Raw genomic sequence first — 13,853 nt, 5'->3', positions numbered from 1 at the left:
ACGGCCCCCGGCCGGGCATCAGGCTGCCGACGGCAGGCTCTCCCGGCCGCCGGAGGGCCGGAGGCCCAGGCCGTGGCGGTCCGCCCAGGCGGTGATCGCCGCGGCTATCTCCTCGGGGCGGTCCTCCGGCGCCTGGTGGCCGGCGGGGCCGCAGTGGGCCGTCTCCAGCGCGGATATGTGCGCCTCGCACCAGGCCGCCATGGCCGGGTCGATCATCAGGGTCGGCGACCCCTCGAAGGTCAGCAGCAGCTTCGGCACGTCCGGGCTGTCCGCCAGCCACGCGTCGTACGCCTCGATCCGGGCGACGACCTCGGCCGGCTCCCCGTCCAGCGGCATCGAGCGCGGCCACTGGAGCATCGGCCGCCTGGACTCGGGCGTCGGGTACGGCGCGCGGTAGACCTCGTGATCCGCCTCGCTCAGGCCGGTGAGGACCGTCTGGGCGAAGGAGTCCTCGACGAAGGCGTTCCGCTCCAGGACCAACTCCTCTCCCACCCCGGGGGACTTGAACGACCGGAACTGCTCCCGCGCGCCTTCCGGGAACTCCTCCCAGCTCATCGGTCGCAGGATCGTCTCCATGAAGGCCACGCCCCGCACCCCCTCCGGGTGCCGTGCGGCCCGGTCGAAGGCGAGCGAACCGCCCCAGTCCGTCCCTATCAGGACGGCCTCCTCGATCCCGAGCCCCTCGAACCAGGCGTCGAGATACCGCGCCTGGTCCGCGTACGTGTAGGCGATGTCCGGCTTGCCCGATCGCCCCATGCCGATCAGGTCCGGGGCGAGGAGCCGCCGTCCGCCTCCGACAGCCGGGAGGACGTGCCGCCACAGGTGGGAGGAGGTGGGGTTGCCGTGCAGGAAGACGAGCGGCGCCGCGTCCGTGGGCACGGCGGCAGCCGACTGCTCGTGACCCGACCGTTCGTGACTCGACCGTTCGTAGCTCGACTGCTCGTAGGCCGACTCCTCGTAAGCCGACTCCTCGTAAGCCGAATCCTCGTAATACATGGTCGAGTCGAGGACCTTGATCATGGGCATGGTTCGTTCCCCCCTCTAACGTTTCCATCACTAACGTTCGTGCCACTAACGAAGCTATATCGTTCGGGCCACTAACGCAAGGGGTAATCTGCGGGCATGACGACGGACGACGCGGGCACCGCGGACGACGCCCCCGAGGCCGGGGTGGGCGCAGGGACAGGTGAAGGCGCGGAGATGGACGAGCGCCAGGCCCCGGCCCGCCTCCGGGGCCTGCCCAGCCGCCTCCTGGCCATGGCCGCCGCGCGGGCGGACCGCCTGGTCAACGCGAGCTTCGCCGAGCAGGACGCCCGCAAGTGGCACTATCTGGTCCTCGCCGCGCTCGACGACGACGGCCCGACCAGTCAGGCCGGCCTGAGCCGCCGTACCGGGATCTACCGCAGCGACCTCGTGGCCGTCATCAACGAGCTCGCCGCGCGCGGACACGTCGAGCGGACCCCCGACCCGGACGACCGTCGACGGAACGTCATCACCCTGACCGAGCAGGGCCGTCGGCATCTGAAGCGCCTCGACGAGGTGCTGGCCGGCGTGCAGGACGAGTTGATGGAGGGCCTGACCAAGCTCGAACGGGAGCTGCTGACAAGCCTGTTGGAGCGCGTGCTGGAGCGCTGACGGGTGCCGCGGGGCGGTACGCGTGGCCGATGCGTCGCACCACTTCCGGTGTCGAGCAATGGACCAATCATCGTCACAAGTGTTGGTCTAGACCTTGACAGGTCCAGACCAAAGCCGCTTCGCTGGGCTCTCCCCCACGGAAGGGCGAGCGCATGTTGCGACGTCTGCTCATACTCATGTCCGCACTCTGTACGGCCGTCGGACTGGCCGTCTTCCTTCCCGCCGCGACGGCCGGTGCGGCACCCGCCTGCGTGGGCGCCTGGAACTCCTCCAGCGTCTACACCGGCGGCATGACCGCCTCGTTCAACGGCCACAACTGGTACGCCAAGTGGTGGACCCAGAACGAGCGCCCCGGCACCTCGGACGTCTGGCGCCACGAGGGCGCCTGCGGTGGCGGCACGACCCCGCCGCCCACGTCCGGATTCGTCGTTTCCGAGGCCCAGTTCAACCAGATGTTCCCGGGCCGGAACTCCTTCTATACGTACAGCGGCCTCACGGCGGCCCTCAGCGCCTACCCCGCCTTCGCCAACACCGGTGGCGACACCGTGAAGAAGCAGGAGGCCGCCGCCTTCCTCGCCAACGTCCACCACGAGACCGGCGGCCTGGTCCACATCGTGGAGCAGAACACCGCCAACTACCCCCACTACTGCGACAGCGGCCAGCCCTACGGCTGCCCCGCCGGCCAGGCCGCGTACTACGGACGCGGTCCGATCCAGCTCTCCTGGAACTTCAACTACAAGGCCGCGGGTGACGCCCTCGGCATCAACCTCCTGAACGACCCCTGGCGCGTCGAGCGCGAGTCGGCCGTCGCCTGGAAGACCGGCCTCTGGTACTGGAACACCCAGAACGGCCCGGGCACGATGACCGGCCACAACGCCATGGTCAACGGTGCCGGCTTCGGTCAGACGATCCGTTCGATCAACGGTTCGCTGGAGTGCGACGGCAGGAACCCGGCCCAGGTCCAGAGCCGGGTGACCAAGTACCAGCAGTTCGCCCAGATCCTCGGCGTACCGACGGGTGCGAACCTGTACTGCTAGTTCTGTCGGTGCCGCACCGCCGGCCTGCGGACACGATCCGGCCTGCGGACACGATCCGGCCTGCGGACACGATCCGGACGGCGGGCCCACGGGGACTGACTCCGTGGGCCCGCCGTCGGCGTGCTGCGCAGCACATGCGCGCAACTGCCCCGAATAGGACAGGATCTGGCCTCGTCCCCTCGTACCGTCACGCCATGAACGCGAACATCCCCGAGGGGTACACCACCGTCACGCCCTGGATCATCGGTCACGACACCGCCGGGCTCATCGACTACCTGGAGCGCGCCTTCGGCGCCGAGGACCTCGGCCGTTTCGTCCTGGACGACGGGACGATCGGCCATGCCGAGCTCCGGATCGGGAACGGCCGGCTGATGGCGTTCGACAGTCCGCCCGGCTGGGACCCGACGCCCGCGTTCATCCGGCTCTACGTGGAGGACGCGGAGGCCACGCACCGTCAGGCCGTCGAGGCGGGCGGCACGTCGGTCACGGAGGTGACGCACCTCTTCTTCGGCGACAAGGTCGGCCGGGTCCGCGACCCGTTCGGGAACCTGTGGTGGATCCAGGCCCACATCGAGGACGTCGACGAGGAGGAGATGGCCCGCCGGATGACGGACCCGGTCTTCACTCGGGCGATGGAGTACGTGCAGGGGGCCATGTACCGACCGGGGGAGCGGGGTCACTCCCGCTGACCGCCTCCAGGGCCCGGGAGAGCCGCTCCAGCACCCGTACGGTCTCGTCGAACTCCGCCTGGCCTCCCAGGGCCTGCGAGAGCCGTGCCGCGAGGTCCGCGTGACCGGGGTCGAGCCGCTCGACGGCCGCCAGCCCCTCCGGTGTCGGCGCCAGGAGCTTGGCGCGGCGGTGGGCCGGATTGGGCTCGTACGCCGCGAGGCCCCGCTCCACCAGGAGGTCGGCGATCCGCTGGACGCTCTGGCGGGTGATGCCCATGGTGCGGGCGATGCCCGCGACGGGCTGCGGGGCGCGCAGTACGGCTCCGAGGACCTGCCACCAGGCGGCGGTGAGGCCGACGGGGCGGGCCAGTTCTTCCGAGACGGCGAGGAACTGGCCGTTGAGCCGGAAGACCCCGAGCGCGGTGCGGGCGAGGGTGTCCTGCTGCTCGCGACTCACGACGCCGCGCCACCCGGAGAACGCTCCGAGCCGCCCATCGCGCCTCCCGTACCTGAGTCGTCGGTCGTGTCCGAGTCGTCCGAGTCGTCCGAGTCGTCCGACCCGTCCGCGGCGCCTGACCCGTCCGCGGCGCCTGACCCGTCCGCGGAGCCCGACCCGTCCGCGGAGCCCGACCCGGCCGCGTCGCCCGAGTCGTCCGCGTTGAGCTCCTCGTACGCCGCCGGGTCCGAGTCGTGGAAGAGGCGGTACCAGGCGTCCAGCTTCGAGCCCTTGAAGGCGCCCATCGTGCCGAGCACCTCGCGGGCGAACGCGACCGGCTCGGTCGGGCCCGCGGTGATCAGGTCGCCGACGCCGCCGGCGCCCCGGTCCGTGACCGCGTCCGCGTCGACGTAGTGGTCGCCGCCCAGGTAGCCGGTGGCGGCGAGGTAGTAGGAGATGGCGCTCGTGTGCGCGCGGTCGTCGAGGAGGCCCTCCCGGGCCAGCCCCGCCGTGGCGCCGCAGATCGCGGCGACGGGGACGCCCGCGTCGAGGAAACGGCGGGCGGCGGCGGCGAACGGGACGAGGTCGTCGCTCGTGTCCCAGAGGTCGCCGCCCGGAAGGATCAGGAGGGCGCTGTCCTCGGGCCGGAGGTCTTCGAGGGAGAGGTCGGGGACGATCCGCGTGCCGCCGATGGTGGTGACGGGCTTGTCGGCGACGGGGCCGACGGTCGTGACCGTGAAACCGGACCGGGCGAGCCAGGCGGTGGCGTGGCCCGTCTCCCAGTCGGCGAGGGTGTCGTAGACGGCGAGGTGGACGGTGCGGGGCATTTCGGGCCTCCTGCGTGCGGTCTGTGCCGTGCTCGTATGACAGAAGACTGTCATGTCGACAGGATGCTGTCAATAGGCCCTCCGTGCGGGCCCTGGACTCGGCGCGTACGCGCGGAAACCTCTCGACGTACGAACGGCCGCCGCCCCGGCGCGTACGAACGGCAACGTGTCGGGTCCGTGTCGGTCTCGGTGGACAAGATGGTCATGGCCGCTCCGACCTGCGCTTCCTTACCCTGGGCCTATGACCCCTCATGTCGACCCCCAGGCCGGCGCGGCCGTGAAGGCCGCAGACCGCGCGCACGTGTTCCACTCCTGGTCCGCCCAGGGCCTGATCGATCCGCTCGCCGTCGCCGGCGCCGAGGGTTCGTACTTCTGGGACTACGACGGCAACCGCTACCTCGACTTCACCAGCGGCCTCGTCTACACCAACATCGGCTACCAGCACCCGCGCGTGGTCGCCGCCATCCAGGAGCAGGCCGCGAAGCTCACCACCTTCGCGCCCGCCTTCGCCATCGACGTACGCTCCGAGGCCGCACGCCTCATCGCCGAGCGCACCCCCGGCGACCTGGACAAGATCTTCTTCACCAACGGCGGCGCCGAGGCCGTCGAGAACGCCGTACGGATGGCCCGGCTGCACACCGGCCGCCACAAGGTGCTCTCCGCCTTCCGCTCGTACCACGGCGCCACCTCCACCGCGATCAACCTCACTGGCGACCCGCGCCGCTGGGCCTCCGACACCGGCTCCGCCGGCGTCGTGCGCTTCTGGGCGCCGTTCCTCTACCGCTCGCCGTTCTACGCGACGACCGAGGAGCAGGAGTGCGAGCGCGCGCTCGCCCACCTCGAGGACACCATCGCCTTCGAGGGCCCGGCCACCATCGCCGCGATCATCCTGGAGACCGTCCCGGGCACCGCCGGCATCATGACCCCGCCGCCCGGCTACCTCACCGGTGTCCGCGAGATCTGCGACAAGTACGGCATCGTCTTCGTCCTCGACGAGGTCATGGCCGGCTTCGGCCGTACCGGCAAGTGGTTCGCCGCCGAGCACTTCGACGTCGTGCCGGACCTGATGACCTTCGCCAAGGGCGTGAACTCCGGTTACGTGCCCCTCGGCGGTGTCGCGATCAGCGAGAAGATCGCCGCGACCTTCGACAAGCGGCCCTACCCGGGCGGACTGACCTACTCCGGTCACCCGCTGGCCTGCGCCGCCGCCGTCGCCACCATCCAGGTCATGGAGGACGAGAAGGTCGTCGAGCACTCCGCCCACATCGGCGAGACCGTCCTCGGCCCGGGCCTGCGCGAGCTCGCCGAGCGTCACCCCTCCGTCGGCGAGGTCCGCGGCATGGGTACGTTCTGGGCGCTCGACCTCGTCAAGAGCAAGGAGACGCGCGAGCCGCTCGTCCCGTACAACGCGGCGGGCGAGGCCAACGCCCCCATGGCGGCCTTCGGCGCGGCCGCCAAGAAGCAGGGCCTGTGGCCCTTCATCAACATGAACCGCACCCACGCCGTCCCCGCCTGCAACGTCTCCGAGGCGGAGGCCAAGGAGGGCCTCGCCGCCCTCGACGCGGCGCTCTCCGTGGCCGACGAGCACACCGTGTGACGTGGGAGGGCTTCTGACGCGTGGGCGTCCGTCGCGTACGACGTCAGAAGCGTCACGGAGCCGGACCCTCCGTCTGGTCTAGGGTGTCCCAGAGCCGGACGGAGGGGGCCGAACCATGCCCGCGAGCGGAGCTGTCACCCGCAACACCCTGCGGCGGCAGATCGCGGACGCGCTCCGTGACGAAGTGCTCGCCGGGCGTTTGCAGCCGGGCGAGGAATTCACCGTCAAACAGATCGCCGAGCAGTACGGCGTCTCGGCGACACCGGTGCGCGAAGCCCTCGTCGACCTCTCCGCGCAGGGGCTCCTCGACTCCGACCAGCACCGCGGCTTCCGCGTGCACCAGTTCACGATCGACGACTACCGCGGCATGGTCGAGGCCCGCATGCTCGTCGTGGACGGCATCTTCCGGCGACACGATCCCGCGGTCCACCGGCCCGGGCCCGACGTCTCCCGAGGGGTCGCGCTCGTCTCCATACGCCGCCGGGGCGAGGCGGCGGTGCGGGCGGCCCGCGCGGGGGACCTCGACATCCTCATCGGGTACGACATCCGCTACTGGCGCGAACTGGCCCGGCTGGTCTCCGCCAACGACTACATCGCCGACTTCCTGCACCGGCTGCGGGTCCAGGCGTGGGTGTTCTCCGTGCCGTACCTGCGCTCCGACCGCGACCTCATCGGCTGGCTGTGGAGCGGGCACGTGGACCTCGTCGACGCGCTGACCCTCGGTGACGCCGACGCGGCGGTCGAGGTCGTACGGGCGTACAACCAGCAGTCGCTGGAGTGGGCGGACCGCGTGGAGCGGCAGTCGCGCTGACCGCGTGGAGCGGTGGTCGTGCCGACCGCGAGCGGCAGTCGTGCCGACCGGGCGACGCCGGCGGCCCCGCGCGGGTGTCGCGCGGTGTGTCGAGGGGCAGGTCACCACCGGGTGTGCGACGCGGACCGCGCCGACTACCCTGGCCGTCCCTGCAACTGACGGAGAGCGAGCCTCCCTTGGCCTGTGACCTGTGGCTGGTCCCTCTTGTCGACGTGCTGTGCCACAGCCCCGACAATCCCTTCGCCGAAGAGATCGCCGCCTACGACAAGGCCCTGACCGCGTCCGGTCTGCCCACCGTCCCCGTGTTCGCCTACATGCCGGGGCTGTCCGGCGATGTCGCGCCCGTCGCCGGGTTCGACTACGACGCCCTGCACTTCCTGCGCCGCGCCTATCTGCTGCACCTGTGCGGCCTGCCCGTCGAGCCGGTCGACGAGCTGGGCGGGGACTACGAGCAGCTCCTGGAGATGTTCGAGGCCACCGCGCAGCAGTCCCACCTCGTCTGGCACTACGACCACGCCGGCGCGTACGTCCCCGTGGACTTCCCGGCTCCGCTCTCCAACGACGAGCTCCTGGAGGGCGGCGGCCCGCTGGGCTCCTCGCACGGGCTGCTGCGAGAACTGGAGTTCGTCGGTCCCGCCATCGGGATCGACCCGGCCAACCCGCCCGCCGCGCCGCTGCCGCCGGAGCGGCCGACCTCGCTGGAGGAACCGGCCGGGCCGATCGCGTACGACGACAGTCCCTTCGCGCGTGAGCGCCATGTGTGGCTCGGTCTGCACGCGGCGGCGACGCGGAGCCTCGGCCAGGGCTCGATGATCATCCTGAGCTGATGTCACCTCGATGAAGCTGATGTCGCCGTCGATGACGGAAGGGCGCCTCCGGTGAGGGGGGCGCCCTTCACGTACGCGCGCGTCCACGTACCCGCCCGCGTCGCCCGCCCGCGTCGCCCGCCCGCGTAAGCCTGCCCGCGTAAGCCCGCCCGCGCGTCAGCCGCCCGCCTCAGCGCGGCTCCGGAGGCCGCTGCCTCGGCATGTTGGGGCGGGTGTTCGGCGGGAGCGGGAAGCGGGACGAGGGATGCCCGCCCTCGGGGCGGGACGCGCCCGTGCCCGCCGACTGCAGCGCCAGCGGCGCCGGGCCGGAGCGGAACTCGACCATCCAGTCCGCCGTCTCCGCCCGTACGAGCTCCGTCACGTCCTCCGAGAACCGGCGCAGCACCCCCAGGCACCGCTCCGCGGCCTCGCTCGCGGTCCCCTCGGTGGGCCCGAGGACCTCCCGTACGCTCTCCGACGCCCAGTCGAACTGCAGTGCCTGGAGCCTGCGCTGCACCGCCTGTGCCGTGGCGACGTCCCTTATCCAGCCCGACGTCAGCCCGAAGTACCGGTCGCACGCCATGCAGGCCGCGCCGAGCAGCAGGGACAGGTACCCCCAGCCCGCCGCGCCGTCCACCGCGCCCGTCAAGTCGAGCAGGGGCAGTGCGGCGCCGGCGACGACGCCCAGCGCCGTACCGATCCGCAGCGCCCGTGCGCAGCGGCGCTTCCAGACCCGGTCGGACAGGTACCACTCCGCCGTGCGCAGCGCGTTGGACTCGACCCAGCGGTACAGCTCGTCCAGACGCTCCGCGGGCTCGCCCCAGTCGCCGAGCGGGAACGGCGTCCCGGTCAGATCGCGGCGCGCGGCGGACCGCCCGGGCTCTCCCGGCTGACCCGGCTGCCCGGGCGGCGGCTGCGGCGGCTGCATCTCCGGCTGCTGGCTCACCGGGGCACTCCTCTGTTCAGCTCAGCGCTCGTGTCCTGCTGTGACGTGCGGTGCACGTGGTGCCTGCCCTTCCTACCGCCGAATGGTGGGCTGTGGGCCCGGAATCCCGGGATTTCCGCCCGCAAGGGGGTCTTGATCAGGTAGAGGAGCCCGCAGTTTCTCACTCGAAAGAGTTGTGGCGGCAGGCCGGGCATGGACCACGTAGGCTCGGCCGTACCGAACGTCAGTCGTCACATCAGTCGTCCGGATGTCATCCGTTTACCGTCGAAATGCCAGGAGTGACCGTGATTCCCGGTGGTGGCCAGCCCAACATGCAGCAGCTTCTCCAGCAGGCTCAGCAGATGCAGCAGGATCTCGCGCGCGCTCAGGAGGAGCTCGCCGCGACCGAGGTCGAGGGTCAGGCGGGTGGCGGCCTGGTGACGGCGACGGTCACCGGCTCCGGCGAGCTGCGCGGCCTGGTGATCGACCCCAAGGCGGTCGACCCGGAGGACACCGAGACGCTGGCCGATCTGGTCGTGGCCGCGGTCAAGGCCGCCAACGACAACGCGCAGCAGCTCCAGCAGGCCAAGCTGGGTCCGCTGGCGCAGGGCCTGGGCGGAATGCCGGGCCTGGGCTTCTGAGCCGCCCCGGCCCCGGCGGAAAGCCGGGCCTGGGCTTCTAAGGCGCCCCCGCAGCCACTACCGTAAGAAACAAGCACTTCTGAGAAGGGCGTTCCGTTGTACGAAGGCGTGGTTCAGGACCTCATCGACGAGCTGGGCAGGCTGCCCGGCGTCGGTCCCAAGAGCGCCCAGCGGATCGCCTTCCACATCCTCCAGGCCGAGCCGACCGACGTGCGGCGTCTCGCGCACGCGCTCCTGGAGGTCAAGGAGAAGGTCAGGTTCTGCGCGGTCTGCGGCAACGTCGCGCAGCAGGAGCAGTGCAACATCTGCCGCGACCCGCGCCGGGACATGTCGGTCATCTGCGTGGTCGAGGAGCCGAAGGACGTCGTCGCGATCGAGCGGACCCGTGAGTTCCGCGGGCGCTACCACGTCCTCGGCGGCGCGATCAGCCCGATCGAGGGCGTCGGCCCGGACGACCTGCGCATCCGTGAGCTGCTCACCCGGCTCGCGGACGGCACGGTCACCGAGCTGATCCTGGCGACCGACCCGAACCTGGAGGGCGAGGCCACCGCGACGTACCTGGCGCGGATGATCAAGCCCATGGGCCTCAAGGTCACGCGTCTGGCGAGCGGCCTGCCGGTCGGCGGCGATCTGGAGTACGCCGACGAGGTCACCCTGGGGCGTGCCTTCGAGGGGCGGCGACTGCTAGATGTATGACGACAGGGTCTGCGCGCCCGCGCCCGCGCTCGAAGGAGGCACCCGCGATGTCTGATGCCACACTGCACGCGATCACGCAGGACCCGGACGACTTCGCGGTCCAGATCGCCGACTCGATCGAGTCGTTCATCGTGGCGACCACGGAAGTGGCCAAGGGCGACGAGCCCGACAGCGCGGTTCCCTTCCTGCTGCTGGAGATCTCCCAGCTGCTGCTCGCGGGCGGCCGGCTGGGCGCGCACGAGGACATCCTTCCGGACGAGCGGTACGAGACGGACACCGGTCCGGAGCCGGACGTGGACGACCTGCGCGAGCGGTTCGCGACCATGCTCGAACCGGTGGACGTCTTCTCCGAGGTCTTCGACCCGTACGAGCCGCGCAAGGCGCCCGTACCGGCCCGGATCTCCGACAACCTCGCCGACATCGTCACCGACCTGCGGCACGGGCTGGCCCACTACCGGGCGGGGCGTACGAGCGAGGCCCTGTGGTGGTGGCAGTTCTCGTACTTCTCCAACTGGGGTCCGACGGCCTCGGCGACCCTGCGGGCGCTGCAGTCCCTCGTCGCCCACGTGCGGCTCGACCAGCCCCTCGCGGCCCTGGACGGCCTGGACACGGACGAGGACCTGGCAGAGGACGACCTCGCGGAGGAGGCGGGCCGCGTCATGGCCGAGGAGATCGCGGGCCCGCTGGGCCTGGGAGTCCTGAAGAAGTAGGCGGCGCGGCCCTTCCGGGCCGCGGCCTTCCCGGAGGGCCCTGGCGGCCGGTGCCCTGACCCGGCCGGCGGCGCCCTGCCGCCCTTCCCCCTCCCGGCCGCGCCCCGGCCGGCGGCGCCCTGCCGCCCTCCCCAGCCGCCCCCTCCCGGCCGCGCCCCTGACGGCGGTCGGCGTGTGAGCCCGCGCACATCTCGGGGTGTTGCCGCGTACCCCCGCTCCTCCCGGGCAGGCAATCCCACCGGGCGGTCCGGAGCCTTCCGGTTGTGATCACTACCTGAGCGGGACATCTCAGGATGCGATATCAGGTCGGCGATTCCGGACCGCTCGTTAAACTGAGCCGACCGCAGTAATGACTGCGGCAGAGACTGAGCGAGGAGCGCACGTGGGCCTTGTCGTGCAGAAGTACGGAGGCTCCTCCGTTGCCGATGCCGAAGGCATCAAGCGCGTCGCCAAGCGGATCGTGGATGCCAAGAAGAACGGCCACCAGGTGGTCGTCGTGGTTTCCGCGATGGGCGACACGACGGACGAGTTGATCGATCTCGCCGAGCAGGTATCCCCGATCCCTGCCGGGCGTGAGTTCGACATGCTGCTGACCGCCGGAGAGCGGATCTCCATGGCCCTGCTGGCCATGGCGATCAAGAACCTGGGCCACGAGGCCCAGTCGTTCACGGGCAGCCAGGCCGGTGTCATCACCGACTCGGTCCACAACAAAGCGCGCATCATCGATGTCACGCCGGGCCGGATCCGCACCGCCCTCGACGAGGGCAACATCGCCATCGTCGCCGGCTTCCAGGGTGTGTCCCAGGACAAGAAGGACATCACCACGCTCGGCCGCGGCGGCTCGGACACGACCGCCGTCGCCCTCGCCGCCGCGCTGGACGCCGAGGTCTGTGAGATCTACACCGACGTCGACGGCGTCTTCACGGCCGACCCGCGCGTGGTGAAGAAGGCGAAGAAGATCGACTGGATCTCCTTCGAGGACATGCTGGAGCTCGCCGCCTCCGGCTCCAAGGTGCTGCTGCACCGGTGCGTCGAGTACGCACGCCGTTACAACATCCCGATCCACGTCCGCTCGTCCTTCTCGGGGCTGCAGGGCACCTGGGTCAGCAACGAGCCGCAAGGGGACCGCAAGGTGGAGCAGGCCATCATCTCGGGCGTCGCCCACGACACCTCCGAGGCGAAGATCACCGTCGTTGGCGTGCCGGACAAGCCGGGCGAGGCCGCGGCCATCTTCCGCGCCGTCGCGGATGCCGAGATCAACATCGACATGATCGTGCAGAACGTGTCCGCCGCCTCCACCGGCCTGACGGACATCTCCTTCACCCTCCCCAAGGCCGAGGGCCGCAAGGCCATCGACGCCCTGGAGAAGGCGAAGGGCGCGATCGGCTTCGACTCGCTGCGCTACGACGACCAGATCGGCAAGATCTCCCTGGTCGGCGCCGGTATGAAGACCAACCCCGGCGTCACCGCCGACTTCTTCCGCGCCCTGTCCGACGCCGGTGTGAACATCGAGCTGATCTCGACCTCTGAGATCCGCATCTCGGTCGTCACCCGCGCCGACGACGTCAACGAGGCCGTGCGCGCCGTGCACAGCGCCTTCGGTCTCGACAGCGACTCCGACGAGGCCGTCGTCTACGGAGGCACCGGACGATGACCCGCAAGCCGACGCTCGCGGTCGTCGGTGCGACCGGAGCCGTCGGTGCGGTCATGCTCCAGATGCTCACGCAGCACGCGGACGTCTGGGGCGAGATCCGACTCGTCGCCTCGCCGCGCTCGGCCGGCCGCAAGCTGGCCGTGCGCGGCGAGGAGACCGAGGTCCTCGCGCTCGACGAGAACGCCCTGGAGGGCGTCGACCTCGTACTCTTCCTCGCGCCCGCGGACATCGCGGCGCGCTGGGCGCCCATCGCCGTCGCCAAGGGCGCGGTCGTGGTGGACACCTCGGCGGCGTTCCGGTCGGACCCGGACGTGCCGCTGGTGGTGCCCGAGATCAATCCGCACGCCGCGCGCGTACGGCCCCGGGGCATCGTCGCGAGCCCCGGGTGCTCCACGCTGGCGCTGATCGTCGCCGTGGGGGCGCTGCACGCCGAGTTCGGCGTCGTCGAGCTGGTGGTGACCGCGCAGCAGGCCGCGAGCGCGGGCGGGCAGGCCGGTGTCGCCGCGCTGCGCGAGCAGCTGTCCATGGTGGCCGGGACCGAGCTCGGCACGCACCCCGGTGACGTACGGCGGGCCGTCGGCGACGACACCGGGCCGTTTCCCGGGCCGGTCGCGCTCAACGTTCTGCCCTGGTCGGGGGAGCTGCGGGAGGACGGCTGGTCCTCCGAGGAGCTGTCGCTGCGCGAGGAGACCCGGAAGGTTCTCGACCTTCCCGGGCTGCCCGTCGCCGCCACCTGCGTCCGTGTCCCGGTGGTGACCGCGCACTCGGTCTCCGTGCACGCGCGGTTCGAGCGCCCGGTGAGCGTCGGTCGGGCGCACGAGATCCTGGCGACCTCACCGGGTGTGGTGCTCTTCGACGATCCGGCCGCGGGCGATTTCCCCACGCCCGCCGACGTCGTGGGCACGGACCCCGTCTGGGTGGGGCGCGTGCGCAGGTCGATGGACGACGAGCGCGCGCTGGAGTTCTTCGTCTGCGGCGACAACCTCCGCAAGGGCGCGGCGCTGAACGCCGTACAGATCGCGGAGTCGATCATTCGCCCGGAGCGTCCGGATATCGACGACGCCTGATCGTTCGACTTTGTAGGATCTGTGAACGACCTGTGAGCAAGTCGGCGGCACATGCCCCTTGAACTGGGGTGACGGCATGTTCGACGATGCTCTTCACCCTTACCGCAACCGGTAGTTGGGTGGGAGGCGTCTCTGTGCGCACCCATGTGGTGTGGTGCGGAACGTGCTGTGAAAAACGGGGCATTGGGGAAGAGCGGGTACGCATGAGGGTATTTGGTGCACCGTCAAAAACGGTGGCGTACTCGTACAACCCTGACGGGGGGAAGCGTGTCCAACAGGCGTGGCAGAGGTACTCGATATCGCAGCCGTCGTCCCGCTCCGCGGCACGGCAGTGGTCCCCGCT

At 70.8% G+C, this 13,853-nt stretch carries 14 protein-coding genes and 1 pseudogene; 11 read left to right on the top strand and 4 right to left on the bottom strand.

All coding sequences use genetic code 11. The features are described from left to right. Window positions 1-18: 18 nt before the first annotated feature. Complete coding sequence (locus M5362_RS16215) at window positions 19-1,026, bottom strand: haloalkane dehalogenase (protein WP_260228246.1); 1,008 nt, start codon at window positions 1,024-1,026, stop codon at window positions 19-21. Between the two features lie 96 nt (window positions 1,027-1,122). Here M5362_RS16215 and M5362_RS16210 point away from each other — a divergent pair, with 96 nt between their 5' ends. The 3 genes from M5362_RS16210 to M5362_RS16200 all read left to right on the top strand — a co-directional run bounded on the left by M5362_RS16210 (window position 1,123) and on the right by M5362_RS16200 (window position 3,361). Continuing rightward, on the top strand, window positions 1,123-1,635 hold the full coding sequence (locus M5362_RS16210) for a MarR family winged helix-turn-helix transcriptional regulator (RefSeq protein WP_374214476.1): 513 nt from the start codon (window positions 1,123-1,125) through the stop codon (window positions 1,633-1,635). Window positions 1,636-1,787: 152 nt separating this feature from the next. After that, entirely contained in the window at window positions 1,788-2,672 is an 885-nt protein-coding gene (locus M5362_RS16205; RefSeq protein WP_260228245.1) for a glycoside hydrolase family 19 protein, read from the top strand. Between the two features lie 194 nt (window positions 2,673-2,866). Beyond that, window positions 2,867-3,361, top strand: a complete 495-nt coding sequence (locus tag M5362_RS16200) for a VOC family protein (protein WP_260228244.1) — start codon at window positions 2,867-2,869, stop codon at window positions 3,359-3,361. Here the strand turns inward: M5362_RS16200 and M5362_RS16195 are convergent. Both M5362_RS16195 and M5362_RS16190 read right to left on the bottom strand, forming a co-directional pair. Continuing rightward, entirely contained in the window at window positions 3,294-3,797 is a 504-nt protein-coding gene (locus M5362_RS16195) for a MarR family winged helix-turn-helix transcriptional regulator (protein ID WP_260228243.1), read from the bottom strand. The two genes, M5362_RS16200 and M5362_RS16195, sit on opposite strands and share 68 nt — an antisense overlap. Before the next feature lie 197 nt (window positions 3,798-3,994). After that, window positions 3,995-4,603, bottom strand: a pseudogene (locus tag M5362_RS16190) (DJ-1/PfpI family protein); the annotation flags it as partial. A 241-nt stretch (window positions 4,604-4,844) separates the two neighbouring features. Here M5362_RS16190 and M5362_RS16185 point away from each other — a divergent pair. The 3 genes from M5362_RS16185 to M5362_RS16175 all read left to right on the top strand — a co-directional run bounded on the left by M5362_RS16185 (window position 4,845) and on the right by M5362_RS16175 (window position 7,838). Then, window positions 4,845-6,200, top strand: coding sequence for an aspartate aminotransferase family protein (locus tag M5362_RS16185; protein WP_260228242.1), 1,356 nt, complete (start codon window positions 4,845-4,847; stop codon window positions 6,198-6,200). 115 nt (window positions 6,201-6,315) lie between these two features. Then, on the top strand, window positions 6,316-7,011 hold the full coding sequence (locus M5362_RS16180) for a GntR family transcriptional regulator (RefSeq protein ID WP_260228241.1): 696 nt from the start codon (window positions 6,316-6,318) through the stop codon (window positions 7,009-7,011). A gap of 176 nt (window positions 7,012-7,187) precedes the next feature. Next, on the top strand, window positions 7,188-7,838 hold the full coding sequence (locus M5362_RS16175) for a hypothetical protein (protein WP_260228240.1): 651 nt from the start codon (window positions 7,188-7,190) through the stop codon (window positions 7,836-7,838). Between the two features lie 169 nt (window positions 7,839-8,007). On the opposite strand, the gene M5362_RS16170 is transcribed toward M5362_RS16175, so the two are convergent. Beyond that, entirely contained in the window at window positions 8,008-8,745 is a 738-nt protein-coding gene (locus M5362_RS16170; RefSeq protein WP_261366066.1) for an SLATT domain-containing protein, read from the bottom strand. Between the two features lie 302 nt (window positions 8,746-9,047). On the opposite strand from M5362_RS16170, the gene M5362_RS16165 reads away from it, so the two are divergent. The 5 genes from M5362_RS16165 (at window position 9,048) to M5362_RS16145 (ending at window position 13,510) form a co-directional block, all read left to right on the top strand. Continuing rightward, window positions 9,048-9,383, top strand: coding sequence for a YbaB/EbfC family nucleoid-associated protein (locus M5362_RS16165; RefSeq protein WP_260228483.1), 336 nt, complete (start codon window positions 9,048-9,050; stop codon window positions 9,381-9,383). A 96-nt stretch (window positions 9,384-9,479) separates the two neighbouring features. After that, window positions 9,480-10,079: a recombination mediator RecR gene (gene recR, locus M5362_RS16160; protein WP_260228238.1), complete on the top strand. Its 600-nt coding sequence runs from the start codon at window positions 9,480-9,482 to the stop codon at window positions 10,077-10,079. Between the two features lie 47 nt (window positions 10,080-10,126). Next, window positions 10,127-10,789 (top strand): DUF5063 domain-containing protein, encoded by a 663-nt coding sequence (locus M5362_RS16155; RefSeq protein ID WP_260228237.1) that lies wholly within the window; start codon window positions 10,127-10,129, stop codon window positions 10,787-10,789. 382 nt (window positions 10,790-11,171) lie between these two features. After that, window positions 11,172-12,443, top strand: coding sequence for an aspartate kinase (locus M5362_RS16150; RefSeq protein ID WP_260228236.1), 1,272 nt, complete (start codon window positions 11,172-11,174; stop codon window positions 12,441-12,443). After that, window positions 12,440-13,510, top strand: coding sequence for an aspartate-semialdehyde dehydrogenase (locus tag M5362_RS16145; RefSeq protein ID WP_260228235.1), 1,071 nt, complete (start codon window positions 12,440-12,442; stop codon window positions 13,508-13,510). The genes M5362_RS16150 and M5362_RS16145 overlap by 4 nt, the downstream gene beginning before the upstream one ends. Window positions 13,511-13,853 lie beyond the last annotated feature (343 nt).

This window comes from Streptomyces sp. Je 1-79, assembly GCF_025195125.1.
Lineage (GTDB): Bacteria > Actinomycetota > Actinomycetes > Streptomycetales > Streptomycetaceae > Streptomyces.
This window is presented reverse-complemented; position numbering and strand designations above follow the sequence as displayed.

Excerpts from the sequence above, each read along its gene's own strand:
- M5362_RS16215 (WP_260228246.1), bottom strand. The coding sequence starts at position 1,026 with ATGCCCATGATCAAGGTCCTCGACTCGACCATGTATTACGAGGATTCG.
- M5362_RS16210 (WP_374214476.1), top strand. The coding sequence starts at position 1,123 with ATGACGACGGACGACGCGGGCACCGCGGACGACGCCCCCGAGGCCGGG.
- M5362_RS16205 (WP_260228245.1), top strand. The coding sequence starts at position 1,788 with ATGTTGCGACGTCTGCTCATACTCATGTCCGCACTCTGTACGGCCGTC.
- M5362_RS16200 (WP_260228244.1), top strand. The coding sequence starts at position 2,867 with ATGAACGCGAACATCCCCGAGGGGTACACCACCGTCACGCCCTGGATC.
- M5362_RS16185 (WP_260228242.1), top strand. The coding sequence starts at position 4,845 with ATGACCCCTCATGTCGACCCCCAGGCCGGCGCGGCCGTGAAGGCCGCA.
- M5362_RS16180 (WP_260228241.1), top strand. The coding sequence starts at position 6,316 with ATGCCCGCGAGCGGAGCTGTCACCCGCAACACCCTGCGGCGGCAGATC.
- M5362_RS16170 (WP_261366066.1), bottom strand. The coding sequence starts at position 8,745 with ATGCAGCCGCCGCAGCCGCCGCCCGGGCAGCCGGGTCAGCCGGGAGAG.
- M5362_RS16155 (WP_260228237.1), top strand. The coding sequence starts at position 10,127 with ATGTCTGATGCCACACTGCACGCGATCACGCAGGACCCGGACGACTTC.
- M5362_RS16145 (WP_260228235.1), top strand. The coding sequence starts at position 12,440 with ATGACCCGCAAGCCGACGCTCGCGGTCGTCGGTGCGACCGGAGCCGTC.